We start from the raw sequence: 23,332 nt of genomic DNA on the forward strand, positions 1-23,332 counted from the left end.
TACTTTTCTGCCATGCGCACGATCGGGGTGCTGCTCCTGCGGGGCAGCCGGATGTTCGACCTGGCGGTGATCGCGGAGGTGTGGGCTCAGGACCGCACCGACAGTGGCATCGGGCCGTTCACGGTGCGGGTGTGTGCGCCTGGGCGGGGGCGTACGCGGGTCTCGCCGTTTGGAGAAGTCGTTGCGACGCATGGTCTTTCCGGGCTGGACGAGTGCGACCTGATTCTCGCGCCGGGGCGTGACGATCCGTTGGCTGAGGTGCCTGCTGTCGCACGGAGTGCGCTTCGGCGGGCTCATCGGGGTGGGGCGACGGTTGCTGGGCTTTGTTCTGGAGCGTTCACGCTCGCTGCTGCGGGGTTGCTCGACGGGCGGCCCGCTACGACGCATTGGCGTGATCTCGACGCGCTGGCGACAGCGGCGCCGGCGGCGGAGCTTCGGCGCGATGTGTTGTACACCGAGCAGGACGGGGTGCTTACGTCGGCGGGGGTCGTGGGCGGGCTTGATCTTTGCCTGCATCTGGTGCGTCGTGATCATGGGGCGGAGGTCGCCGCGCGGCTTGCTCGCCGGCTGGTGATGCCGCCGGTTCGGGAAGGGGGTCAGCGGCAGTATGCGGAGGCTCCGTTGCCCGCCAACGCTTCGCGGCCGGGCATCGCGTCCACAATGGACTGGGCGATGACTCGGCTTTCCGACGAGATCGGCGTGCCGGATTTGGTGGAGCATGCGGGGATGAGTCCTCGGACGTTTCACCGCGAGTTCGCTGCCGCCACCGGCAGTACGCCGGGGCGGTGGCTGCTCGTCCAGCGGGTGCAGCACGCGCAGCGGCTCCTCGAGACCACGGATCTGCCGGTCGCCAGGGTGGCTGAGCGGGCGGGGCTCGGCAGCGCCGCGAACCTGCGCCGACGGCTGCGGGCAGAGGTGGGGGTCGGGCCGGATTCGTATCGGCGCACTTTCCGCATCCCCGCCGGCGGGGTTACGGTCGGGGCATGGGCGAGTACGAGCACCTCCTCGTAAAGCGGGACGGCGACACGGTCACCATCACGATGAACCGCGCGGCGCGGCGCAATTCGCTGTCCGCCGAGCATCTCGGCGAGTTGCTCGCCGCGTTCCGTGAGGCGGGCGAGTCCGACGCGACCGGCATCGTGCTGGCCGGGGCTGGGCCGGTGTTCTCGGCCGGGCACGACTTCGGCGACGTCGCCGAGCGCGACCTCATGGGGGTGCGCGAGCTGCTCACCCTCTGCACGACGCTGATGCGGACGATGGAATCGGTGTCGCAGGTGGTGATCGCGCGGGTGCACGGCCTGGCGACGGCCGCGGGGTGCCAGCTGGTGGCGTCGTGCGACCTGGCGGTCGCGGCGGAGTCCTCGGGATTCGCTCTGCCAGGCGGCAAGGGCGGCTGGTTCTGCCACACGCCCGCGGTGCCGGTGGCTCGCGCGATCGGTCGGAAACGCCTGATGGAACTGGCTTTGACCGGCGACGTGATCGACGCGGCGACGGCGCTGGACTGGGGTTTGGTCAACCGCGTGGTCCCGGACGACTCCCTGGACGAGGCGGTCGCGGACCTGCTCGGCCGCGCGACCCGCGGCAGCCGGGCGAGCAAGGCGATGGGGAAGCAGACGCTGTACGCCCAGCTGGACCGTCCGGAAGCCGACGCGTACGCGATCGCGGTCGAGGTGATGGCGTCGGCTTCGCAGCTGCCGGGCGCGCGGGAGGGGATGGCGGCGTTCCTGGAGAAGCGCAAGCCCGACTGGACGGATTGATCCCCAGGCGCCGGCCGCCCTGGCCTCGGTTTCGTGCCGCCCCAATGAGGTTTTCTCAGTAGTGGGCCTTGGGGAGGTCTGTGAAGGACTTCTCCGGGAGCGGGGAGCGGTGTGGCGAGGGTCGGCCGCATCGCCGCAGCTGCCAGCGGCCCCGCGCCGCATGCCACCGCGCAGCCCCGCGGGGAGACCCCGGTTTGCGCCGGGGTTCTCGCGTCGCGCGGTCGGCCTGACGCTTGATGCAGAGGTCCGTGAGGGGAACCCTGAGGGACTCAGAGTCCCTCAGGGTTCCCCTCACGGACTTTCGGCAGGAACCGAGCCACGCGGCCCGGCGGTGCTCCGCATCCCTGGCCAGCCACCGCTACAACGAACCCGCCACACACCGCACCGCTGAGAAAACCCCAATGTGGCATTGGGTGCGCTGAACGCACCGAACGCCACATTGGGTGCATCTGACGCACCCAATGTGGCATTGGGGCACCAGCGGCGGCCCGGTGCCGTAAAGCGGTCAGCGGCGTTCGTGCAGCAGTAGCAACGTGTACGCCGCCACCGACTGCGCGTCTGAGATTTCCCCGGTGGAGATCATCTTCTCCACCTCCGTCCGGCTGAACCACGCCGTCCGCATGTCCTGCTCTTCCAGTTCCCGCTCCGGCGCGCCCTCGGTGAGCCCGGTCGCGAGATACACGTGCCCGCGCTGGCTCGCCAAGCCCGGCGCGACGTCGAGCATCCCCAGTTCCGTGAACGCCGACGCCCGCAATCCGGTCTCCTCCCGCAGCTCCCGCTGGGCCAGCTCGGCGGGCGGGGTCTCGGCGAGATCGGGCGCGGTGCCCTGCGGGAATTCCCACCGCCGCATCCCGAGCGGGTACCGGAATTGCTCGACCAGGTGCAGCCGGTCGCCGTCCAGGGGGATGACCAGTGCGTAGGTCGGTTTGTCGACGACGCCGTAGATGCCGTCGCTGCCGTCGGCGCGGCGGATGGCGTCCTCTCGCACCGTCATCCAGTTGTTCCGATACACCTCGCGGGTCGCGACACGCTGAATGGGGTCCACCTCGCCAGTATCACCGAGACTGTCCTACCCTCGGCGGGTGCGTCTCGTGCTCCCCACCTCTCCGGCCGGTTTCGCCAGCCCGCTCCGTGCGGGGCGGATCCGATGAGGCTCGTCGTCGCCCGGTGCCAGGTCGACTACGTCGGCAGGCTGACCGCGCATCTCCCGATGGCCAACCGCGTCCTGATGGTCAAGGCCGACGGTTCGGTGCTCGTGCACTCCGACGGCGGCTCGTACAAGCCGCTGAACTGGATGTCGCCGCCGTGCTGGCTGATCGAGGACCCGGACATCTGGACGGTCCAGAACAAGGCAGGCGAGAAGCTCGTCATCACGCTCGCCGAGGTCATGCACGATTCGAAGCACGAACTCGGCGTCGACCCCGGCCTGCAGAAGGACGGCGTGGAAGCGCACCTGCAGGAACTGCTCGCCGAGCACATCAAAACCCTCGGCGACGGCTACACCCTGGTCCGCCGCGAATACCCGACCGCGATCGGCCCGGTCGACATCATGGCGCGCGACGCCAGCGGCGGTTCGGTCGCGGTGGAAATCAAGCGCCGCGGCGAAATCGACGGCGTCGAGCAGTTGACCCGGTACCTCGAACTCCTCAACCGCGACCCGCTGCTCGCTCCGGTGCAGGGCGTGTTCGCGGCGCAGGTGATCAAGCCGCAGGCGCGCGTCCTCGCCGAGGACCGCGGGATCCGCTGCGTCGTCCTGGACTACGACGCGTTGCGCGGCACGGATTCGGACGAGTTCCGGCTGTTCTGATCGTCTTCGCCGCTCAGCCCGTGCTCCGGAGCGCATCCCCTCGCCGCCACTTCGTTTCGCGGCAACCGGTTCCGGGCTGACGACGGCTAGGAAGCGATCGGCTCCTGGTACCGCAGAGCCTGGGTCGCGACCCGCGCTCCGAGGTGGCGCGCCGTGGTGAGGTCCGCGGCGTGGACGGCGTCCGGGCCCTGGTCGTTCCAGGTTTGCGCGCCCGCGCCGAGGTAGAAGCCGAGCCGGTTGTCGTCGTGTTCGCTGCTGGTGGTGGTGTTCCAGCCGGGCATCAGGCCGAGGCTGACCCAGTGCATGCCGTGCTGCGCGGCGAGCAGCGCGAGGTACTGCAGCGTGTGCAGTTTGTCGCCGCTCATCGAGCCGGAGTTGGTGAATCCGGACGCGAGTTTGTCCAGCCAGCGCTGGCTCATCCAGCGCTTCGAGGTCGCCTCGGCGAACGCGTGGAACGCCCCGGACGCCGAGCCCATGTAGGTCGGGGTGCCGAAGATGATCGCGTCGCTGACGTCGAGGGTTTCCCACTTCGCGTCGGACATTTCGGCGACGTCGACCAGGTCGGCGCGAGCCCCGGGCACTGATTCGGCACCGGCGGCGACGGCCTTCGCGAGCTCGAGCGTGTGCCCGTATCCGGAGTAGTAAGCGATCGCGACGTGAACGGAGGACATGAGCGGATCCTTTCGCTGTTGACGCTGATAACGCTATTACCGTGACAGCGTCAGTGTCAACGTCAACAGGAATCTGTTATCGTCGGCACATGGCAGTGGAGGACCAGCGCGAGCGCATCCTGAGCGAAGCGGTGAAATTGCTGGCCTCGGCCGGGGCGGCGGGGCTGTCCACCCGGGCTGTCGCGACGGCGGCGGGAGTGCAAACGCCCACGCTGTACCGGCTTTTCGCGGACAAGGACGGGCTCCTCGACGCCGTGGCCACCTTCGGGTTCGAGAGCTACCTCGCGGAGAAGCGCGCGTTCGAACCCGCCGACGACCCGATCGACGACCTGCGCCGCGGCTGGGACGTGCACGTCGCGTTCGGGCTGGCCAATCCCGCGATCTACACGCTGATGTACGGAAGCGTCCGGCCGGGCCGGCAGCCCGCGGCAGCCGCGGAAAACCGGGCCATCCTGCGCGGCATGCTCGAACGCGCCAACGCGCGAGGCCTGCTCCGGACGTCGGTCGAGGCGGCCGCGGTCGCCATCGAGGCGTCCACGACCGGCGCCGTCCTGCTCCTGCTGGCCCAGCCGGAAGAAGCGCGGGACGTCGAGTTGATCCGGCCGTTGCGCGACATCGTGCTCAACGCGCTGACTGAGCAAAAAGCACCCGTCGACGCTTCCCCGATCGCCGACCGTGCGGAGGCTTTGCTCGGAATCGTCGCTCCCGCCGGCGACGCCGACCCGGTGACCGACGCGGGTTTCAGTGTCTTCGAGGCCGGACTGCTCCGCGAATGGCTCGCCCGGCTCGGCAAGGCCAGCCGATGACGACGGACGGGATCCGTCAGATCGTCGATCCGGCTCGGCGCTGAGCGGCCTTCGCGTCCAGCCACGCCTGCGTTTCCGCGCGGAACAAGGTCGTCACCACCAGTCCGGCCAGCACCAAACCCGCCGCTGCCGCCAGGCTGCCGCCCGCCAGGTTGGCCAGGCCGCCGATCGCGGACAGCGCTTCGAACGCCAGCAGCGACCATCGGCCCCAGCCGTAGCCGAACAAGATCGCGATCCAGGACATCAGCAGGCCCGCGGCGAAGACGTAGTACAAGCACGTGATCGCGTACAGGATCGAAAACGGCTCCTCGCCGCCGCTCCGCTGCTTGGCGATCTGCAGTTGGGCGGACGCGCCGAACACGCCGTTCATGAGCACCTGCAGGAACGCGAGCGCGAGCGCGGCGCGGAGCCGTCCGGGCATGGGGATCGCGGGGCCGGTCATCGCGGCGAGGTCCTTTCCGAAGGCGGCCGACGGTGCCAGGAGCCTAGGGGCCAGCCCGGCGGAACCCTCCCGGAACGGGTGAATCTGTCCCGATGGTGAGGGGTTGGCGGGCGAAGCGACAGGACTCAACACCGGTGCTTCCGGGCACGCGGAATGCACAGGTCAGCGGCAGGTTGGTGAAAAACCGCGGTGTCGGGGTGCCTGTTCGGAATCCATGCAGTACTGTGCCGGTCTGACAGGAACGATGGTGTTTTCTGTGTGAGAATGTTTGATTCGGAGGTGGCAGGGGTGCCGTTCCTCGCCGACGCGAACTTGCGGCTCGACGCGAGTCCGATCGACTACATCGAGTTGGCGTTCTATTTCGTCCTGGTGCTCGGTATCGGCGCTCTCGCCCGAAGGCAGGTGTCGAGCAGTCTCGACTTCCTGCTTTCCGGCCGGTCGCTGCCCGCGTGGGTCACCGGCCTGGCGTTCATTTCCGCGAACCTCGGCGCGGTCGAGGTCATGGGCATGTCCGCCAACGGCGTCCTCTACGGCCTGCCGACGGTCCATTACTTCTGGATCGGCGCCATCCCGGCGATGCTGTTCCTCGGCCTGGTGATGATGCCGTTCTACTACGGCTCCAAGGTCCGCAGCGTGCCCGAGTTCATGCGCCGCCGGTTCGGGCCGACCGCGCATCTGGTCAACGGCATCAGCTTCGCCGCGGCGCAGATCCTCATCGCGGGCGCGAACCTGTTCCTGCTGGCCAGCGTCGTGAACCTGCTGCTGGGCTGGCCGCTGTGGGTGTCGATCGTGATCGCCGCCGCCATCGTGCTCGGCTACACCGCGCTGGGCGGGCTGTCCGCCGCGATCTACAACGAGGTGCTGCAGTTCTTCGTGATCGTCGTGGCGCTGCTGCCGCTCACCATCGTCGGCCTGGTCAAGGTCGGCGGCTGGCAGGGCCTGGTCGACAAGATCACGCACAGCCCCGGCGGCACCGCGCAGCTGCACTCCTGGCCGGGCGACAACCTGACCGGCTTCGGCAACAACTTCCTGTCCGTCCTCGGCATCGTGTTCGGTCTCGGCTTCGTGCTGTCCTTCGGGTACTGGACGACGAACTTCGTCGAGGTCCAGCGCGCGATGGCGTCGAAGAGCATGTCGGCCGCGCGGCGCACGCCGATCATCGGCGCGTTCCCGAAGATGCTGGTGCCGTTCATCGTCATCATCCCGGGCATGATCGCCGGCGTCGTGGTGCCGGAGTACTTGCAGGACAAGGGACTTCTGCTCGCGGACAAACCGGCCACGAGCGGGGTCACCGCGAACAACGCGCTCCTGCTGCTGATGCGCGACCTGCTGCCCAACGGCATCCTCGGCATCGCGATCGCCGGTCTGCTCGCGTCGTTCATGGCGGGCATGGCGGCGAACCTCAGCTCCTTCAACACCGTCTTCACGTACGACATCTGGCAGACGTACGTGAAGAAGGACAAGCCGGACGGCTACTACCTGAACCTCGGCCGCAAGACCACGGTCGTCGCGACGGTGCTCGCCATCGGCACCGCGTTCGTCGCGTCGCAGTCCGCGAACATCCTGACCTACCTGCAGGACCTGTTCTCGTTCTTCAACGCGCCGCTGTTCGCCACGTTCATCCTCGGCATGTTCTGGAAGCGGATGACCGCGGCCGCCGGGTGGATCGGCCTGGTGGCGGGTACCGCGTCGGCGATCACCATCTGGGCGCTCTCGCAGCTGGACGTGCTCTCCCTCGCCGGGCAGGGCACCAGCTTCGTGGCGGCGGGCACCGCGTTCGTCGTCGACATCGTGGTGAGCATCGGGGTTTCGCTGGCCACTCAGCCGAAGCCGGACGCGCAGCTGGTCGGCCTGGTCTACTCGCTCACGCCGCGTGACGCGCTCAAGCACGACAACACCGGCGAGAACGCGGGCTGGTACCGCAAGCCGGGCCTGCTGGCCGGCATCGTCCTCGTGATCACCATCGCCCTCAACATCATCTTCTGAGGAGGCCCGCATGACCGAGAAAACCTCGCGGCCGCACAAGGCGGGCGCCTTCGACATCCGGCTGATCATCGCGCTGCTGCTCGGCGTCTACGGCGTGATCCTCACGATCATGGGCGCCGGGTTCACCAGCGACGCCGATCTGAAGAAGGCCGCCGACGTGAACATCAACCTCTGGTCGGGCATCGGCCTGCTGGTGGTGACCGCGTTGTTCGTGCTGTGGGCGGTGCTGCGGCCGCTGGTCGTGCCGCCGTCCGCGGAAACGACAGAAGAGTCACCCGCCGAATAACCGGGTTGCGACCACGTCCGGCGACCTCGCAGGCTAGGTTGCCGGACGTGGTGCACGATCGCCGGTTCGGCCGGTTCCTGAAGTTGTCCGCCCTGGTCGCCGCGGGCATCGTCGCGGCGACCGCGATGTCCGCGTGCGGCGGCCCGAATCTGGGCAAGGAGAACTTCGCGCGCACGACCGTCCCCGCCGCCGGGGACGGCGCCGCGACTTCCGGCCCCATCACCGATCCCGCGGTCGCCCCCGCCGTCCTGCGCGACCTGCTGCCGTGCCAGTTCGTGGACAAGACCGCGATGGGCCCGCTCGGCACGATGCAGGGCGAGGCGACGGCGTCGAGCACGCAGTTCGACTCCTGCGTCGCCAAGGCGAACGACCCGGGCGGCAAGGAAATCCGCGCGAGCGTCGAGGTCGGCGGCATCGTGACGTTCGCTTCGGACAAGACCACCGGCGCCGTCGGCGGGCTGCCGCAGGTCGAGGTGCCCGACCTCGGCGGCGGGTCCGGCTGCGTGGTCAGCGCGCTCACCGCGCGGAACCCGTCCTTCGGGGTCTCCTTCCGGATCGACTACACCGGCGGCGACGCCTGCGCGGCCGGCCGCAAACTCGTCGCGACAGCGGTCGAGAAGCTGCACAACAACCCGCAGAAGTACACGCCCGGCCCGGGCTCGCTGCTGGCGGTCGACCCGTGCACTGTGCTCGACGCGGCCGCGGTGGACGGCGTCGTGAAGGGCGGGAAGCCGCGGGCGTCCGGGCTGCACTCGTGCGACTGGGGGCTCATCCCGAGCGTCCGGGTGACGATGTTCCCCGGCGTCGCGCCGAGCGAGGGCGACGGCTGGCTGAAGACCGACGTCGGCACGCCGAACCAGGCGTACGCGAAGCAGGGCACCTCGGGGTCGAGCTGCCAGGTCAAATGGCAGCACCGGCAGTGGAAGGAAGACCGCGTCGAGGTCGTCCAGCTGGAGTACACGAACTCCGACGCGCAGGCGGACAAGGACGACCCGTGCGGCAAGACCTCCGGGCTGGCCAAGCAGCTGGCCGGGAAACTGCCCAAGGCGTGACCAGGGGGCGCTTTGCGGCGGGCCCGGCGACCTCATAGGTTGGGTCCGTCCACGACGCCGAGGTGCCGGAGGTCCGCCATGAAGAAGATCATCAACGATCCGGCGGCCGTTGTCGCCGAATCGCTGAGAGGGCTCGCGGTCGCGCACGCGGACCTGCTGCGCGTGCGCGACGACCCGGCGCTGGTCGTGCGCGCGGACGCGCCGGTGGCGGGCAAGGTCGCGGTGGTCTCCGGCGGCGGGTCCGGGCACGAACCGCTGCACGGCGGGTTCGTCGGGCCGGGGATGCTCGACGCCGCGGTGCCCGGGCCGGTGTTCACCTCGCCGACCCCGGACGCGGTGCAGGGCGCGATCGCCGCCACCACCGGTCCGGCCGGGGCGCTGCTGATCGTGAAGAACTACACCGGCGACGTGCTGAACTTCGAGACCGCCGCCGAACTGGCCGCGGCCGAGGACCTGGACGTGCGCAGCGTGGTCATCGACGACGACGTGGCGGTCAAGGACTCCACGTTCACCGCCGGGCGGCGCGGCGTCGGCGGCACCGTGCTGCTGGAGAAGATCACCGGCGCGGCGGCCGAGCGCGGCGATTCGCTGGACGCGGTGGAAGCGTTGGCGCGCAAGGTGATCGGGCAGGTCCGGTCGATCGGGGTGGCGCTGTCCGCGCCGACCGTTCCGCACGCGGGCGAGCCGAGTTTCGACCTCGGTCCGGACGAGATCGAGTTCGGCATCGGCATCCACGGCGAGCCCGGCCGCGAGCGGATCCCGGCCGAACCGGCCGACGCGCTGGTCGCCCGGATGGTCGAGGCGGTGGTGTCCGACCTGCCGTTCGAATCCGGCGACAAGGTGCTGCTGTTCACCAACTCGATGGGCGGCACGCCGCAACTGGAGCTGTACCTCGCGCACGGGATCGCCGAGCGGCTGCTGGCCGAGCGCGGGATCCTGGTCGAGCGCAGGCTGGTCGGGCCGTACATCACGAGCCTGGAAATGCAGGGCATCAGCCTGACCCTGCTGAAATTGGACGACGAGCTTACGCAGCTGTGGGACGCGCCGGTGCGCACGCCCGCCCTGCGGTGGGGGATCTGATGGCCTGCTCTGCCGAAGGGGTCGCGGCCGCGTTGCGCGCCGCCGCCGAAGTGATCGCCGAGCACCGCACCGAACTGGTGGACCTCGACCGCGCGATCGGCGACGCGGACCACGGCGAGAACCTCAGCCGGGGCTTCACCGCGATCGTCTCCGCATTGGAAACCGCGGTGCCGGAAACGCCGGCCGGGGTGGTGAAACTCGCTGCCACCACACTGATTTCCAAGGTCGGTGGGGCGGCCGGACCGCTTTACGGCACGGCTTTCCTGCGCGCGTCGGCGAAGCTCGGCGACGCGGCGGAGATCGACGTGCCGCTGCTGCTGGACGCGTTGCGCGCGGCTTTGGAAGGCGTGCAGGCGCGCGGCAAGGCGGTGGGCGGCGACGCGACGATGGTCGACGCGCTGATCCCGGCCATCTCTGCGGCCGAAGGCGCGGCCGACGGCACGATCGCCGACGTGCTCACCGCGGCGGCCGACGGGGCCGATCGCGGTGCGGAGTCCACTGTGGACTTGGTGCCGCGCAAGGGCCGCGCCTCGTACCTCGGGGAACGCGCGGTCGGGCACATGGATCCGGGCGCCCGTTCGACGGCGCTGTTGCTGCGCGCGTTCGCGGAGGCGGCCCGGTGACCGTCGGAATCGTTCTTGTGTCGCACAGCGCGAAACTGGCCGAAGGACTGGCCGAACTGGCCGCGCAGATGGCCCCGGACGTCCGGATCGTCCCGGCGGGCGGGCTGCCCGACGGCGGCGGCATCGGCACCGACTACGACGAGGTCGTCGCCGCCACCCAGCGCGCCGATTCCGGCGACGGCGTGGTGCTGCTCTACGACCTCGGCAGCGCGCAGATGACCGCCGAGCTGGCGGTGGAGTCGCTGGCCGACCCGTCCGCCGCGGTGGTGGTCGACGCACCGCTGGTGGAAGGCGCGGTGGCGGCGGCCGTCGCGGCGCAGGGCGGCGCGGACGCCAAGGCGGTGGGCGAGGCCGCGGCGAGTGCCGGGGTCGCGCCCGATCTGGCCGCGGTGGAGCTGTCGGCGGCCGGCGAGGAAGGCGTGGTGGAGAAGGAATTCACGCTGACCAACGACGTCGGCCTGCACGCGCGCCCGGCCGCGGTCGTGGTGCGCAGCCTTGCCGAATTCGAGGCCGAGGTGTCGATCCGGCTGGGCGAGCAGGAGGCGGACGCGCACAGCGTGCTGGCGCTGATGTCGCTCGGCGCGCGCCAAGGCGACCGGATCGTGGTGCGGGCCCGCGGACTGCAGGCGACCGAGGCGGTCGCGAAGGTGGCCGAGCTGGTGGAGGCGAACTTCGGGGAGTGACCTGCGGGTTTCCGACCGGGTGACTTCGCTCGGACTGACTCGATTCCGATGTGCTTTCGAGGGGCTCGCGTGGCACAGTGAGCGGCAATTACCAGCGGGTAACCTCTGGAGGCCTTGTGGCACGGGAAATCTCGACGGTCGGTGTGGTCGGTCTTGGCACGATGGGCGCGGGCATCGCGGAGGTGCTCGCCCGCAGCGGGCTCGACGTGGTCGCGGTGGAACTGGACGAGGCGGGCGTCGAACGCGGCCTCGGCCACCTGCGGCATTCGACCGAACGGGCGCTCGCGGGCGGGAAGCTCGACGAGGCGGGCCGGGAGGCGCTGCTGGGCCGGATCCGCGCCACCACCTCGCTCGCCGATCTGTCCGAAGTGGACCTGGTGATCGAGGCGATCCCGGAGAACCTCGCGGCGAAGGCCGAGGTGTTCACCCAGTTGGACCAGGTGACGCGGCCGGACGTGGTGTTCGCGTCCAATACCTCGTCGCTGTCGATCACCGAGATCGGCGTGCACACCGCGCGGCCGGGCAAGGTCGTCGGGATGCACTTCTTCAACCCGGCTCCGGTGCTGAAACTGGTCGAGGTCGTGCGCACGGTGGTAACCGAGCCGGACGTGGTGTCCGACGTGGTGGAATTCGCGCAGCGGCTGGGCAAATCGCCGGTGGTGATGGGCGACCGGGCCGGGTTCATCGCGAACGCGCTGTTGTTCGGCTATCTCAACCACGCGGTGCGGATGTACGAGCAGCGTTACGCGACTCGCGAAGATCTCGACGCGGCAATGCGATTCGGCTGCGGCTACCCGATGGGCCCGCTCGCGCTGCTCGATTTGATCGGGCTGGACACCGCGTACGAAATCCTCGACACGATGTACCATCAATCCCGAAACCGGCTGCACGCCCCCGCGCCGCTGCTGAAGCAGATGATCACCGCGGGTCAGCTGGGACGCAAGAGCGGGCACGGTTTCTACGCCTACGACGCGCCGGATTCGCCAGTCGTGGTGGATTCGGTTGCTTCGTCCGAAGTGGACTCTTCGATGGCTCGCGAAGTGCGCTCCGTCGGCGTGATCGGCACCGGGACAATGGCCACCGGAATTGCGGAAGTGTTCGCCAAGCGCGGTTTCGAGGTCGTGCTGCGGGCGCGGAGCATGGAGAAGGCGCAAGCGTCGGTGGCGAAGGTGAAGAAGTCGCTCGACAAGGCCGTGGTGAAGGGCAAACTGTCCGAAGAGGACGCTGCTGCCGCGCTCGGTCGCATCCGTCCGGTGACGGAATTCGAAGAACTGGCCGAGGTCGACCTGGTGGTCGAGGCGGTGGCCGAGGAGCTTTCCGTTAAGCAGGCGGTGTTTTCGGCCTTGGACGAGGTCGTCCGGCCGGGCGCGGTGCTCGCGACCACGACGTCCTCGCTGCCGGTCATCGAATGCGCGGCGGCGACTTCGCGGCCCGGCGATGTGGTCGGCCTGCACTTCTTCAACCCGGCGCCGGTGATGAAACTGGTGGAAGTGGTGTCGACGATCGCGACCGCCCCGGACGTCACCGCGACCGCGACGGCCGTGTGCGCGGCGGTCGGGAAACATCCGGTGCAGTGCGGCGACCGAGCCGGATTCATCGTGAACGCGTTGCTGTTCCCGTATCTCAACGACGCGGTGAAAATGCTGGAGGCGCATTACGCGTCGGCGGACGACATCGACACCGCGATGAAGGTCGGCTGCGGGTTGCCGATGGGGCCGTTCGAATTGCTGGACGTGGTCGGGCTGGACGTGTCGCTGGCGATCGAGCGGACGCTGTTCAACGAGTTCCGCGAAGAAGGTTTTGCTCCAGCGCCGTTGCTGGAGCACCTGGTGACGGCCGGGCGATTGGGACGCAAGACCGGCAAGGGCTTCAAGGACTACTGACGTTTGTACGTGTAGAGAATGAAGCCGTCGTGGAATTTGCCCACCCGGTCGTAAAGCGCGCGGGCCGGGGCGTCCTCGAGGGTATTCCAGTAGAGCGACGGAAAACCGTGCTCGTCGGCGTCGCGGGCGACCCACTCGATCAGCGCTGTCGCGACGCCCTTGCGCCGGACGTCCTCGGACACGAACAGGTCGGCGAGGTAGCACTTCCCGGAGTACCAGATGCTGGCGTGGAACAGGTAGTGCGCGATGCCGACCATCGCGCCGTCCAGCTTGGCGGCGACCCCGCGGATCCGGTCGTCGTCGAGCAGGCGGCGCCAGGTCCGGTCGTAGCTGTCGTCGGTGCGCTCGACGTCGAAGTAGGCGTCTTTGCCGCGGGCGAGGGTTTCCCAGGCGGCGCGGTCGGATTCGGTCAGGAGGCTGATCTGCACAGGTCTATCTTGCGCTGATCACCGGTCGCGCCGCCGGATGCGCGCGCCCTGGGCGGGTTCGCCGTCCGGCGGCAGCAGCGGGCCGCCCTGCCACTGCTGGAAGACGAGATTCGTGTGCACGCGGGCGACCTCGTCGCGGGAGGTGAGTTCGTCCAGCACCAGCCGTTGCAATTCGGCGGCCGAGGTGGTGGCGACGTGCGCGAGGAAGTCGTCCGGTCCGGTCAGGTGGTAGACCGCGCGGATTTCCGGCAGCGCCAGCAGATGTTCGACGAACTGCTCCACCAGCGGCCGTCGATGCGGCCGGACCTGCACGAACAGGAACGCCTCCAGCGGACGGCCCACCTTCGCCGCGTCGACCTTGGCGTGCTGACCGGTGATCACGCCGGTCTCGCGAAGCCGCGCCACCCGGTCCAGGCAGGTGGACGGTGCGAGCCCGACCGCCGCCGCCAGCTCCTTGTTCGACGTCCGGGCATCGTTCTGCAGCACCCGCAGAATCTCAAGATCAACCGGACTGAGTTCGACTGTTTCGGACATCCCTGAATCTTATCCGAGTGTATTGCTTTGCGACCGGCGTTTGTCCGACCGTGACTGCCATGACTTCCGCCCTGAGCACCCGAGCCGTCCACGCCGGTCGCGACGATCTCGCCGACCTCGGCCTGCACGCCGTCCCGCTCGATTTCTCCACGACCTACCCCGCGCGCGACAGCGCCGAGGAGGCCCGCCGGATCGACGAGTTCGCCGCGGGCGGGAACGTCACCGGCATCTACGGCCGGATCGGCAACCCGACCGTCGAACGGTTCGAGCAGGCCTTGGCGGAACTCGAAGGCTTCGAGCACGCCGTGGCTTTCGCCAGCGGCATGGCGGCGGTTTCGGCGTGCCTGCTTTCCGCTGTGTCGCAAGGAAAACGCCACATCGTCGGCGTCCGCCCGCTGTATGGCTGCACCGATCACCTGCTGACCACCGGACTGCTGGGCACCGAGGTCACCTGGACCGCCCCCGAGGACGTCGCCGAGGCAGTGCGCCCCGACACCGGCCTGGTCTTCGTGGAGACGCCGGCGAACCCGACCTTGAGCGAACTGGACATCGCCGCGCTGACCGCCGCGTGCGGCGACGTCCCGGTCCTGGTCGACAACACCTTCGCGACGCCGGTTCTGCAGCGCCCCGGCCGCCTCGGCGCCCGAATGGTGCTGCACAGCGCGACAAAGTTCCTGGGCGGCCACGGCGACGTCATGGGCGGCATCGTGGCCTGCGACGCGGAGGAAGCCGCGCGCCTGCGTTCCCTGCGCTTCGCCACCGGTGGCGTGCTGCACCCGCTCGCCGGATACCTGCTGCTGCGCGGCCTTTCGACGCTCCCGCTGCGCGTCAAGGCCGCTTCGGAAACCGCCGCCGTCTTGGCGTCGCGGCTAGCCTCCCACCCGTCGGTGAGCGCCGTGCACTATCCGAAACTGGGCGGCCCCCTCGTGGCCTTCGAGGTGACCGGCGACCCGCACGCGGTGATCGGCGCAGTCCGGCTGATCACGCCCGCGGTGAGCCTGGGCAGCGTCGACACGCTGATCCAGCACCCGGCTTCGCTGACGCACCGGATTGTCGCGGAGGACGACCGCACGGGCTCCGGCATCACCCACGGTTTGCTGCGGCTTTCGGCCGGGCTGGAGGACGTCGAGGACCTGTGGCTTGATCTGGATCAGGCTTTGAAGGGCTGCTGAACGGTTCGGTGCCGGTCGGGCTGCGGGCGGATGCCACGGCCCGGCTCGGCGCCGATCAGCTGCAGCAACCGCCTCCGCAGCAACCTCCGCCGGCCGGTGCGGGCGCGGAGGCCGAGCCGGTGAGCGCGACGGTGGTGAGCAGCTTGACCGTGTCCAGATGACCTTCCGGGCAAGGGGCGGGCGCGCTCGACTCGGCCATCGGGCGCTGGAGTTCGAACGTCTCGGTGCAGTCGCGGCAGCGGTAGGCGTAGGTGGGCATGGCTTGATTATCGCTGGCGGGCCGCGTTGGTGGGAAGCTGTCCGGGTGGATGTGCCCCAGTACGCGGATGTTCCGCACCTCGGCCAGGTCGTTCCCGCCCTGCTCGGCGCGCTGGGCGTGCCCGGCGAGGACGGCGGCCTGGCGTTGCCCGAAGCCCGCAGCGCCTGCGTGCTCCTCATCGACGGCCTCGGCTGGGAACTGCTCGCCCAGCACGCCGCGGACGCCCCCGTCCTCACCGAATTGGCCAGCAGCCCCCTGCGAGTCGGCTTCCCGTCGACCACCGCGGCCGGCGTCGCCGCGATCGGCACCGGCTTGGCGTCCGGCGAGCACGGCATGGTCGGCTACACCTTCGAGATCCCCGGCGCCGGCGTGATGAACGCCCTGCGCTGGCGCTCCCACGACGACGGCAGCGACCTGCGAGGCACGCTGCCCCCACGCGAAGTTCAACCCCTGCCGACGACCTTCGAACGCGCCGCCGCCGCGGGAATCGAGGCCGCGGTGGTGTCTTCGGCGCATTTCGCCAACACAGCCTTGACTCAAGCGACCCAAAGCGGAGCCCGCTACGCCGGCGTCCACGCACTGGGCGACCTGGCCGCGCGGACCTTGGACGTACTGGCTTCGCGGTCGTTTTGCTATGCCTACCACAGTGAATTAGACCTGCTGGGCCACCTGTACGGCCCCGGCTCGACGGCCTGGCGGATGCAACTCCGGCACGTCGACCGCCTGGTGGAGTCCATTGTGGACGGACTGCCCGCCGGTGCGGTGCTGGCGGTGGTGGCGGACCACGGAATGGTGACCGTCGAGGAGAAACTGAACCTGGAGGACACTCCGGCGCTGCTGTCGGGAGTCCGTGCTTTCGGCGGCGAAGTCCGTGCGCGGCACGTCTACACGGAACCCGGCGCGACGGCGGATGTCGTGGCGGCGTGGCGCGAGGTGCTGGGCTCGCGGGCCTGGGTCCTGCCGCGCGACGAGGCGATCGCGGCAGGCTGGTTCGGCGCCGCGGTGAGCGACCGGGTGCGCCCGCGGATCGGCGACGTCGTCGCGGCGGCGACCGGAACGTTCGGCATGGTCCGCGAACTGGCCGAGGCGGTGGAGTCGAATCTGGTGGGCCAGCACGGTTCGCTGACGTCGGCGGAACAGCTGGTCCCGCTGGCGATCGCGCGGGGCTGATTTCGCTCCGTGGCTTGGCTTGGGGCGCGGCTGCGCGGGTCAGGCGGGTGATCACGAAGTTTGATTCGCGTGACGGTTCCCGGGCGCGCCGCTCAGCAGGGACTATTCCTTCGGGACAACGCAGGTCCCACCTGGTGAGCCGCCCCGCCGACGCCCAGTTACCGTGGCTGCGTGCCCAGACGCAATCGACCCGGCCGAGGCCGTCCCGATTCCGGCGAGCGGCCGGACGCCGGTGCGGTCAGCGGCTGGGCTCGCAGCGAATCCGGTCCCGACGGGGACTGGCTGGTGCGCACCGTCCCCGGCTCGCAGGCCGCCAAGACCTACCGCTGTCCCGGCTGCGACCACGAGATCCGCCCCGGCGTCCCGCACCTGGTCGTCTGGCCCGCGGACGAGACCGGCGGCGTCGCGGATCGCAGGCATTGGCATCGACCCTGCTGGGAGGCTCGGGCCCGGCGTCGGCCGAACCGGCGTTGGTGAGGGGAAACCGTTACCGCGAAAGGGCTTCTTTCCGCCGCGCGCGGTGCCGCCGGACCGCGTCGCGGTTGACGCAGGCGTGCGTGCAGTAGCGCTGCGTCCCGCTGCGAGTGAAGTCGACGAACGCGCGGCGGCATTCCGCCGCGGCGCAGCGGCCGAGGCGGTGCAGGCTGGTCGAGGTCAGGTACTGCGCCGCCGCCACCGAGGTGACCGCGCGCAGCACCGCGGGCAGGCGCATCCCGTCGTCCCGGTAGTGCAGGTGCCAGCTGTAGCCGTCGTGCTCGGTGATCCTCGGGTAGGCGGCGGCCTCGGCCAGCAGGGCGTTCAGCAGCCGCACCCGTTCCGTCTCGTCCGTGGCGTCGACGACCTCGATCCACCGGTCGAGAAAAGCGCACACCTCGGGAAAGTCCTCGCCGGCGACCGGCGGGACCGGGCCCATCTCCGGCTCGTCCCAGCGTTCGACCAGGTCGGCGAGGTTCGCGGGACGGTCGTTGGCGAGGCCGGTCACAAACTTGAGGTAACTCCGGTGGTAAGAGTTGTGTGGCATAAGACCATTACATCACGATCGTGGGCATGTCTCATTTGACGAGTCGCGCCGAACCCTCGGTCGCCGCGCCGTCCTGGGTTCCGTTGATCGCCGCGTGTGTGGGGACGTTTCTGCTGCTGGTCTACACCAGCATCGTCACTGTTGCGCTGCCCGCGATCGGGACGGAACTCGGCGCGGGATACGGCCAGCTGCAATGGATCGTGGACGTCTTCACCGTCGCGCTCGCCGGACTGCTGCTGGGCTTCGGTTCGCTGAGCGACCTGCTCGGCCGCAAGCGCGTCTACCTCGCCGGGCTGGTCCTGTTCTCCCTCGCGACGCTCGTCTGCGGCCTGGCCGGAACGCCGGGCGAGCTGATCGCCGCGCGGCTCGTGCAGGGCGTCGCGGGCGCGGCGATGTTCGCGACAATCCTGCCGCTGGTCGGGCTGACCTACGAAGGCCGCGACCGGGCCCGGGCGTTCGCGATCTGGGGGACGGTCGCCGGAGTGGCCAGCGCGGTGGGCACTTTCTCCGGGGGCGTGCTCGCGCAGTTGCTCGGCTGGCGGTGGATTTTCTTTGTCTCCCTGCCCCTGTGCCTCGTCGCGATCATCATGGCGGCGACGTCGTTGAAGGAAAGCCCGCGAGCGCGCGGCCGAGGCGTTGACTATCCGGGCATCGGCACGTTCTCGCTCGCCGCGACGGGCCTCGCTTACTCCGTCATCACCGGCGGCGATCGCGGATGGCTTTCCGCCGGCGCGGTGATCGGATACCTGGTGACAGTGGTTGCCATCGCGGCGTTCGCGGTGGTGGAACGCCGTAGCGGCGCGCCGATGGTGCCGACCAGTTTGTTCGCGACGCGCCGGTTCGTCGGCGTACTGCTCGTCGCGTTCAGCTACTACTTCGCCGGATTCGGTGCGCTGCCAGTGATTTCGCTGTGGCTGCAGAACGCGACCGGCCTGAGTCCGGCGGCGACGTCGGCGGTGCTGGCGCTGCAGGTGGTGGTGTTCGTCGTGGTGTCGGCGCTGATCAGCGGACGGCTGCACACCAGGTCGCCGGGCCGGGTGCTGGGCGGCGCGACGGCGTTGCTCGGCCTCGGTTGCCTGACCGCGGTCGCCGTGCTGCTCAGTCCGACCTGGATCGCCCTGCTGCCGGCGCTGATCCTGACCGGAATCGGCGCGGGCATCGTGTCCCCGGTCTTCCCGGCGGTCGCGATCGCGTCGGTGCCCGCGGAATACGGCGGCACGGCCGGTGCGGCCGCGAACAGTTCCCGGCAACTCGGGCTGGCGCTCGGAATCGCGGTGTCCGGAGCGGTCTACGCGACCCGAGACGAGGGGAGCGAAGGGGCGACGCACGGGCTGTTGCTGGTGTTGCTGCTGTGCGGCGTGATCGCGGCAGTGAGCGGTCTCGTCGGCGGATGGTTGTTGCGGGACAACACGAACCGCCGCAGCGACGGGTGACCTGTCCGGCGGCGAGTTCCAGCGCGTCAAGCCGGTGAGCGGACTGCGGCAGCGGTCCGCGGCTTTGCCCGGGCCCGCCCCTCACCGCCGAAAATGCCGCGAAACCGCCCCCTCGTACTCCTCTTGCACGTACTCCGTGAACCCCAGCTTCTCCACCACCCGCAGCGACGGCGTGTTCGTCACCGCCACGCTGATCAGCACCGGAATCGCCGGAATCTCCCGCTCCGCCCACTCCACCGACGCCCGCGCCGCCTCCGCCGCGTAGCCCTTCCCCCACGCCGACGGCCGGAAGCGGTACGCCAGGTTCAGCACCTTCTCGCCCCGGAACTCCCGGTTGCGCACTCCGGCCATGCCGATCACGTCCGACCCGTCCGCGGATTCCGGCCTGCCCCGCTCCCGGACCGCCAGGTAGCCGTAGCCGAACTCCGCCCAGTGCTCGAGCCAGCTGTCGAACATCACCAGGGTGGTCGCGGTGTCCGGCGGACGCGGGTTGTACCGGTTCGTCTCCGGGTCGCTCTGGATCTCCACCACTGCCTGCCGGTCGGTCTCCACGAAGTGCCGCAGCACCAGCCTTTCCGTCACGATCTCTGTCACGCCCCCGACCATAACGACGGGGTCCGACAAAAACCGAAGCGACAACGGCGACAATCTCCGCCATGACCGAACTGCCGTTGGTGCTCCTGCACGCCTTCCCGCTCGACGCCCGCATGTGGGACCCGGTCCGCGCGCCCCTGGCGGAACGCCTCCGGGTCATCACGCCCGACCAGCGCGGTCTCGGCCGGAGCCCGTTGCCGGAGACCGAAGCCGAGCCGGATCTCGCCGACGCCGCCAGGGACGTCGTCGCGCTCCTCGACAAGCTCGAACTCGATCAGGTGGTTCTCGGCGGCTGTTCGATGGGCGGCTACCTGGCGCTGGCCGTCCTGCGGCTGGCTCCCGAGCGCGTCGGGGGACTGGTCCTCATCGACACCAAAGCCACCGCCGACACCCCCGAAGCCGCGCAGACCAGGCTCGACGTCGCGAACCGCGCGGAGGCCGAGGGCGTCAAAGACTGGCTGGCCGACGCGAACCTGCCGAACCTGCTCGCCGACACCGCGTCCGCCGACGTCCGCGCGCGCGTGCGCGAATTGATCGACGCGCAGCCGCCGTCCGGAGTCGCCTGGGCCGCGCGGGCGATGCGCACCCGGCCCGATTCCGTTGACCTGCTGCGCGAAACCGACGTCCCGGCGCTCGTCATCGTGGGGGAGCGGGACGCGATCACGCCGCTCGACGCCGCCAACACCATGGTCGATGCGCTGCCCGACGCGACTCTCGCGGTCCTTCCCGACGTCGGGCACCTGACGCCGCTGGAGGACCCGGCAGGCGTGGTCGAAGCGATCCTCGGCTGGGTCAGCTGAAGTACTCGACGGCTGCGGCGCGCGCTTCGGCGAGGCGGTGTGGGAAACGCTGTGCGATCAAGAAGCGCCACGCCACCGCGAAGAGCGCGCGAAGCTGCGTACACGTCGCGAGAACGGCTTCGTCGGCTTCGCCCGGGTACGCGGCGAGGAACTCCGGCCCGCCCTGTCGCGCGAGGATCGCCAGGTCCCATTCGAGTGGTCCGCGCCAGGTGTCCTCGAAGTCGAGCCAGCACGGACCGTCGGCGGTCTCGATGAGGTTGCCGGGATGGGCGTCGCCGTGCAGGGCCTGGACCGGGCCGGACGGCAGCAGCGCCGCGAGCCGTTCGGTTTCCGCGCGGATCCGGCCGGCGAAGCCGTCCAGCAGCGAACCGTTGCGGGAGACGGTGTCCAGAAGTTCGCCGACCGGGCCGCGGGAGGGCAGTTCGCCCGGGTAGTCGCGCAACGCGGCATGGACCCGGGCGAGCGATCGGGCGGTCTCGTCCGGCCCGTGCCGATGGTCCGGATCGTGCGGGGTCCAGTGCCAGAGCGTGACCGGCAGGCCTTCGGCGAAATGCGGTCCGGCCGGGGGATCCGCGGCCGGTGAGACGACGCGCACACCACGTTCGGTGAGGTAGGCCGAAAGGGCGACGTCCCGCTCGAGCCAGGCGGTCGCGTCCGGCCGCAGCAACCGGGTGGTGGCCGGGACCCGCGCCACGACCGGACCCATCCTCACCAGCACGTTCGAGCGCTCGTGCAGCACCCGCGCGGAGCCGGTGGGGAGGCCGAACCGGCGGCCGGCGGCGAGCGCGGAGGAGACCGCCGCGGCGCGGTACGAGTCGGTCACGCGGTGATCTAACCAGCCGGTGCGAGCGACTGTCGGTACCGAGGGCTACGATCCCCTTAACCGCCCGGATCAGGCCCGCCTGAGCCCGAGCGCCCCGAAGTTGACCACCACAAGGTTGCAGTGTTGGAGGCAGGAGTGACGGCCGTAGCCCCCAAGCCGATCGCAACGCGCCCGTATCCCGCGCGCGAGACGGCAAAGGGTTCGTACCTGCTGCGGTTGTTCCGCACGACGGACCACAAGCAGATCGGGATCATGTATCTGGTCTCGTCGTTCGCCTTCTTCATGATCGGCGGCGCGATGGCCATGCTCATCCGGACGGAGCTCGCCCAGCCGGGGCAGCAGTTCCTGTCGCAGGAGCAGTACAACCAGCTGTTCACCATGCACGGCACGGTGATGCTGCTGCTGTACGCGACGCCGAGCCTGTTCGGGTTCGCGAACTTCATCCTGCCGCTGCAGATCGGCTCGCCCGACGTGGCGTTCCCGCGGCTGAACGCGTTCTCCTACTGGCTGTTCCTGTTCGGCAGCCTGATCGTGCTGTCCGGCTTCCTGACGCCCGGCGGCGCCGCCGACTTCGGCTGGTTCGCCTACACGCCGCTGTCGGACGCCATCCACTCGCCCGGCGTCGGAGCCGACCTGTGGATCGCCGGCCTCGCGGTGTCCGGTCTCGGCACCATCCTCGGCGCGGTCAACATGATCACCACGGTGGTCTGCCTGCGCGCGCCCGGCATGACGATGTACCGGATGCCGATCTTCACCTGGAACATCCTGATCACGAGCATCCTGATCCTGCTCGCGTTCCCGATCCTCACCGCGGCCCTGTTCGGCCTGCTGGCGGACCGGCATCTCGGCGCCCACGTGTTCGACCCGGCCAACGGCGGGGTGATCCTGTGGCAGCACCTGTTCTGGTTCTTCGGCCATCCAGAGGTCTACATCGTCGCGCTGCCGTTCTTCGGGATCGTGTCGGAGATCTTCCCGGTCTTCAGCCGCAAGCCGGTGTTCGGCTACAAGGGCCTGGTCTTCGCGACGCTGTCGATCGCGGCGCTGTCGGTGGCGGTGTGGGCGCACCACATGTACGCGACCGGCGCGGTCCTGCTGCCGTTCTTCTCCTTCATGACGTTCCTCATCGCGGTCCCGACCGGCGTGAAGTTCTTCAACTGGATCGGCACGATGTGGAAGGGCCAGCTGTCCTTCGAGACGCCGATGATCTTCTCGATGGGCTTCATCGTCACGTTCCTCTTCGGCGGTCTGACCGGCATCATGCTGGCCGCTCCGGCGATCGACTTCCACGTGTCGGACAGCTACTTCGTGGTGGCGCACTTCCACTACGTCCTCTACGGCACGATCGTGTTCGCGACCTTCGCCGGGATCTACTTCTGGTTCCCGAAGATCACCGGCCGGATGATGGACGAGAAGCTCGGGAAGTGGCACTTCTGGACCACGTTCATCGGCTTCCACACCACGTTCCTGGTGCAGCACTGGCTGGGCGCGGAAGGCATGCCGCGGCGCTACGCGGACTACCTGGCCAGCGACGGGTTCACCACGCTGAACACGATCTCCACGATCGGCGCGTACATCCTCGGGGCGTCCACGCTGCCGTTCATCTGGAACGTGTTCAAGAGCTACCGGTACGGCGAAATCGTCACGGTCGACGACCCGTGGGGCTACGGCAACTCGCTCGAGTGGGCCACGTCCTGCCCGCCGCCGCGGCACAACTTCACCGAACTGCCCCGCATCCGCTCCGAGCGCCCCGCGTTCGAGCTGCACTACCCGCACATGGTCGAACGCCTGCACGCGGAAGGCGAGATCGGCTTCTTCGGCAAGGCCAAGCACGTCGCGGCCCCGTCGCAGAAGCTCGTGGACGCCACCATGCCGGGCGACCACAGCAAGGACAACGCGAGCGAGCAGTAACGACGCTCGGAACAGTCGTACGGCGCGTGCCCGGTCGAGGATTTTCTCGGCCGGGCACGCGCCGTTTTTCGTGCCGGAGAGGGGCTGTCGAGGCGTGTGGGCGGCGGTGCTGAC

26 protein-coding genes are annotated in these 23,332 nt (G+C 69.4%); 17 read left to right on the plus strand and 9 right to left on the minus strand.

What is annotated here, in order from left to right; genetic code table 11:
- Positions 1 to 12 precede the first annotated feature (12 nt).
- Together ABD156_RS13290 and ABD156_RS13295 are read left to right on the plus strand one after the other, a co-directional pair.
- Positions 13 to 1,011 (plus strand): GlxA family transcriptional regulator, encoded by a 999-nt coding sequence (locus tag ABD156_RS13290; RefSeq protein ID WP_344271500.1) that lies wholly within the window; start codon positions 13 to 15, stop codon positions 1,009 to 1,011.
- On the plus strand, positions 984 to 1,757 hold the full coding sequence (locus tag ABD156_RS13295) for an enoyl-CoA hydratase-related protein (RefSeq protein WP_344271502.1): 774 nt from the start codon (positions 984 to 986) through the stop codon (positions 1,755 to 1,757). Before ABD156_RS13290 ends, ABD156_RS13295 begins: the two co-directional genes overlap by 28 nt.
- Positions 1,758 to 2,262: 505 nt before the next feature.
- Here ABD156_RS13295 and ABD156_RS13300 read toward each other — a convergent pair.
- The gene (locus ABD156_RS13300) at positions 2,263 to 2,802 is read right to left on the minus strand and encodes an NUDIX domain-containing protein (protein ID WP_344271504.1); all 540 of its coding nucleotides are present in this window, start codon (positions 2,800 to 2,802) and stop codon (positions 2,263 to 2,265) included.
- Positions 2,803 to 2,904: 102 nt separating this feature from the next.
- Here ABD156_RS13300 and nucS point away from each other — a divergent pair, with 102 nt between their 5' ends.
- Positions 2,905 to 3,564, plus strand: a complete 660-nt coding sequence (nucS, locus tag ABD156_RS13305) for an endonuclease NucS (protein WP_344271507.1) — start codon at positions 2,905 to 2,907, stop codon at positions 3,562 to 3,564.
- A gap of 86 nt (positions 3,565 to 3,650) precedes the next feature.
- Here nucS and ABD156_RS13310 read toward each other — a convergent pair whose 3' ends face one another.
- On the minus strand, positions 3,651 to 4,235 hold the full coding sequence (locus tag ABD156_RS13310) for a flavodoxin family protein (RefSeq protein WP_344271510.1): 585 nt from the start codon (positions 4,233 to 4,235) through the stop codon (positions 3,651 to 3,653).
- Between the two features lie 89 nt (positions 4,236 to 4,324).
- Here ABD156_RS13310 and ABD156_RS13315 point away from each other — a divergent pair, with 89 nt between their 5' ends.
- Positions 4,325 to 5,041 carry a TetR/AcrR family transcriptional regulator gene (locus ABD156_RS13315; protein ID WP_344271513.1) on the plus strand — a complete coding sequence of 239 codons (717 nt, stop codon included), beginning with the start codon at positions 4,325 to 4,327 and terminating at the stop codon, positions 5,039 to 5,041.
- A gap of 16 nt (positions 5,042 to 5,057) precedes the next feature.
- On the opposite strand, the gene ABD156_RS13320 is transcribed toward ABD156_RS13315, so the two are convergent.
- Positions 5,058 to 5,483 carry a hypothetical protein gene (locus tag ABD156_RS13320; RefSeq protein WP_344271516.1) on the minus strand — a complete coding sequence of 142 codons (426 nt, stop codon included), beginning with the start codon at positions 5,481 to 5,483 and terminating at the stop codon, positions 5,058 to 5,060.
- A gap of 288 nt (positions 5,484 to 5,771) precedes the next feature.
- On the opposite strand from ABD156_RS13320, the gene ABD156_RS13325 reads away from it, so the two are divergent.
- The 7 genes from ABD156_RS13325 (at position 5,772) to ABD156_RS13355 (ending at position 13,076) form a co-directional block, all read left to right on the plus strand.
- Entirely contained in the window at positions 5,772 to 7,469 is a 1,698-nt protein-coding gene (locus ABD156_RS13325) for a sodium:solute symporter family protein (protein ID WP_344272323.1), read from the plus strand.
- Positions 7,470 to 7,479: 10 nt separating this feature from the next.
- Positions 7,480 to 7,755: a hypothetical protein gene (locus ABD156_RS13330; RefSeq protein WP_116203183.1), complete on the plus strand. Its 276-nt coding sequence runs from the start codon at positions 7,480 to 7,482 to the stop codon at positions 7,753 to 7,755.
- 47 nt (positions 7,756 to 7,802) lie between these two features.
- The gene (locus ABD156_RS13335; protein WP_344271523.1) at positions 7,803 to 8,807 is read left to right on the plus strand and encodes a DUF3558 domain-containing protein; all 1,005 of its coding nucleotides are present in this window, start codon (positions 7,803 to 7,805) and stop codon (positions 8,805 to 8,807) included.
- Positions 8,808 to 8,885: 78 nt separating this feature from the next.
- Positions 8,886 to 9,887, plus strand: a complete 1,002-nt coding sequence (gene dhaK / locus ABD156_RS13340) for a dihydroxyacetone kinase subunit DhaK (protein ID WP_344271525.1) — start codon at positions 8,886 to 8,888, stop codon at positions 9,885 to 9,887.
- Positions 9,887 to 10,510, plus strand: coding sequence for a dihydroxyacetone kinase subunit DhaL (dhaL, locus tag ABD156_RS13345; RefSeq protein WP_344271528.1), 624 nt, complete (start codon positions 9,887 to 9,889; stop codon positions 10,508 to 10,510). The genes dhaK and dhaL overlap by 1 nt, the downstream gene beginning before the upstream one ends.
- A complete protein-coding gene (gene dhaM / locus ABD156_RS13350; protein ID WP_344271530.1) occupies positions 10,507 to 11,193 on the plus strand; it encodes a dihydroxyacetone kinase phosphoryl donor subunit DhaM in 687 nt (228 codons plus the stop codon). The genes dhaL and dhaM overlap by 4 nt, the downstream gene beginning before the upstream one ends.
- Positions 11,194 to 11,309: 116 nt before the next feature.
- The gene (locus ABD156_RS13355) at positions 11,310 to 13,076 is read left to right on the plus strand and encodes a 3-hydroxyacyl-CoA dehydrogenase family protein (protein WP_344271534.1); all 1,767 of its coding nucleotides are present in this window, start codon (positions 11,310 to 11,312) and stop codon (positions 13,074 to 13,076) included.
- On the opposite strand, the gene ABD156_RS13360 is transcribed toward ABD156_RS13355, so the two are convergent.
- Together ABD156_RS13360 and ABD156_RS13365 are read right to left on the minus strand one after the other, a co-directional pair.
- Complete coding sequence (locus ABD156_RS13360; RefSeq protein WP_344271537.1) at positions 13,070 to 13,504, minus strand: GNAT family N-acetyltransferase; 435 nt, start codon at positions 13,502 to 13,504, stop codon at positions 13,070 to 13,072. The genes ABD156_RS13355 and ABD156_RS13360 overlap by 7 nt on opposite strands.
- An 18-nt stretch (positions 13,505 to 13,522) precedes the next feature.
- Positions 13,523 to 14,038: an Lrp/AsnC family transcriptional regulator gene (locus ABD156_RS13365; RefSeq protein ID WP_037815315.1), complete on the minus strand. Its 516-nt coding sequence runs from the start codon at positions 14,036 to 14,038 to the stop codon at positions 13,523 to 13,525.
- Positions 14,039 to 14,097: 59 nt separating this feature from the next.
- Between ABD156_RS13365 and ABD156_RS13370 the strand changes: the two genes are divergently transcribed.
- Positions 14,098 to 15,210 (plus strand): trans-sulfuration enzyme family protein, encoded by a 1,113-nt coding sequence (locus ABD156_RS13370; RefSeq protein WP_344271542.1) that lies wholly within the window; start codon positions 14,098 to 14,100, stop codon positions 15,208 to 15,210.
- A gap of 55 nt (positions 15,211 to 15,265) precedes the next feature.
- Here ABD156_RS13370 and ABD156_RS13375 read toward each other — a convergent pair whose 3' ends face one another.
- On the minus strand, positions 15,266 to 15,469 hold the full coding sequence (locus ABD156_RS13375) for an FmdB family zinc ribbon protein (protein ID WP_344271545.1): 204 nt from the start codon (positions 15,467 to 15,469) through the stop codon (positions 15,266 to 15,268).
- A 45-nt stretch (positions 15,470 to 15,514) separates the two neighbouring features.
- On the opposite strand from ABD156_RS13375, the gene ABD156_RS13380 reads away from it, so the two are divergent.
- Complete coding sequence (locus tag ABD156_RS13380) at positions 15,515 to 16,639, plus strand: alkaline phosphatase family protein (protein WP_344271548.1); 1,125 nt, start codon at positions 15,515 to 15,517, stop codon at positions 16,637 to 16,639.
- 171 nt (positions 16,640 to 16,810) lie between these two features.
- The gene (locus ABD156_RS13385; RefSeq protein ID WP_344271551.1) at positions 16,811 to 17,116 is read left to right on the plus strand and encodes a hypothetical protein; all 306 of its coding nucleotides are present in this window, start codon (positions 16,811 to 16,813) and stop codon (positions 17,114 to 17,116) included.
- Positions 17,117 to 17,126: 10 nt separating this feature from the next.
- Here ABD156_RS13385 and ABD156_RS13390 read toward each other — a convergent pair whose 3' ends face one another.
- A complete protein-coding gene (locus tag ABD156_RS13390) occupies positions 17,127 to 17,621 on the minus strand; it encodes a CGNR zinc finger domain-containing protein (RefSeq protein ID WP_344271554.1) in 495 nt (164 codons plus the stop codon).
- Between the two features lie 65 nt (positions 17,622 to 17,686).
- Here ABD156_RS13390 and ABD156_RS13395 point away from each other — a divergent pair, with 65 nt between their 5' ends.
- Positions 17,687 to 19,093, plus strand: coding sequence for an MFS transporter (locus ABD156_RS13395; protein ID WP_344271557.1), 1,407 nt, complete (start codon positions 17,687 to 17,689; stop codon positions 19,091 to 19,093).
- Between the two features lie 81 nt (positions 19,094 to 19,174).
- On the opposite strand, the gene ABD156_RS13400 is transcribed toward ABD156_RS13395, so the two are convergent.
- The gene (locus ABD156_RS13400) at positions 19,175 to 19,699 is read right to left on the minus strand and encodes a GNAT family N-acetyltransferase (protein WP_344271560.1); all 525 of its coding nucleotides are present in this window, start codon (positions 19,697 to 19,699) and stop codon (positions 19,175 to 19,177) included.
- Between the two features lie 50 nt (positions 19,700 to 19,749).
- Between ABD156_RS13400 and ABD156_RS13405 the strand changes: the two genes are divergently transcribed.
- On the plus strand, positions 19,750 to 20,487 hold the full coding sequence (locus ABD156_RS13405) for an alpha/beta fold hydrolase (RefSeq protein ID WP_344271563.1): 738 nt from the start codon (positions 19,750 to 19,752) through the stop codon (positions 20,485 to 20,487).
- Here the strand turns inward: ABD156_RS13405 and ABD156_RS13410 are convergent.
- A complete protein-coding gene (locus ABD156_RS13410; RefSeq protein ID WP_344271566.1) occupies positions 20,480 to 21,310 on the minus strand; it encodes a phosphotransferase enzyme family protein in 831 nt (276 codons plus the stop codon). The genes ABD156_RS13405 and ABD156_RS13410 overlap by 8 nt on opposite strands.
- Positions 21,311 to 21,445: 135 nt before the next feature.
- Here ABD156_RS13410 and ctaD point away from each other — a divergent pair, with 135 nt between their 5' ends.
- Positions 21,446 to 23,218: an aa3-type cytochrome oxidase subunit I gene (gene ctaD, locus ABD156_RS13415; RefSeq protein WP_344271569.1), complete on the plus strand. Its 1,773-nt coding sequence runs from the start codon at positions 21,446 to 21,448 to the stop codon at positions 23,216 to 23,218.
- The last annotated feature ends 114 nt before the right edge of the window (positions 23,219 to 23,332 follow it).

Source organism: Amycolatopsis albidoflavus (assembly GCF_039525725.1).
Classification (GTDB): domain Bacteria; phylum Actinomycetota; class Actinomycetes; order Mycobacteriales; family Pseudonocardiaceae; genus Amycolatopsis; species Amycolatopsis albidoflava.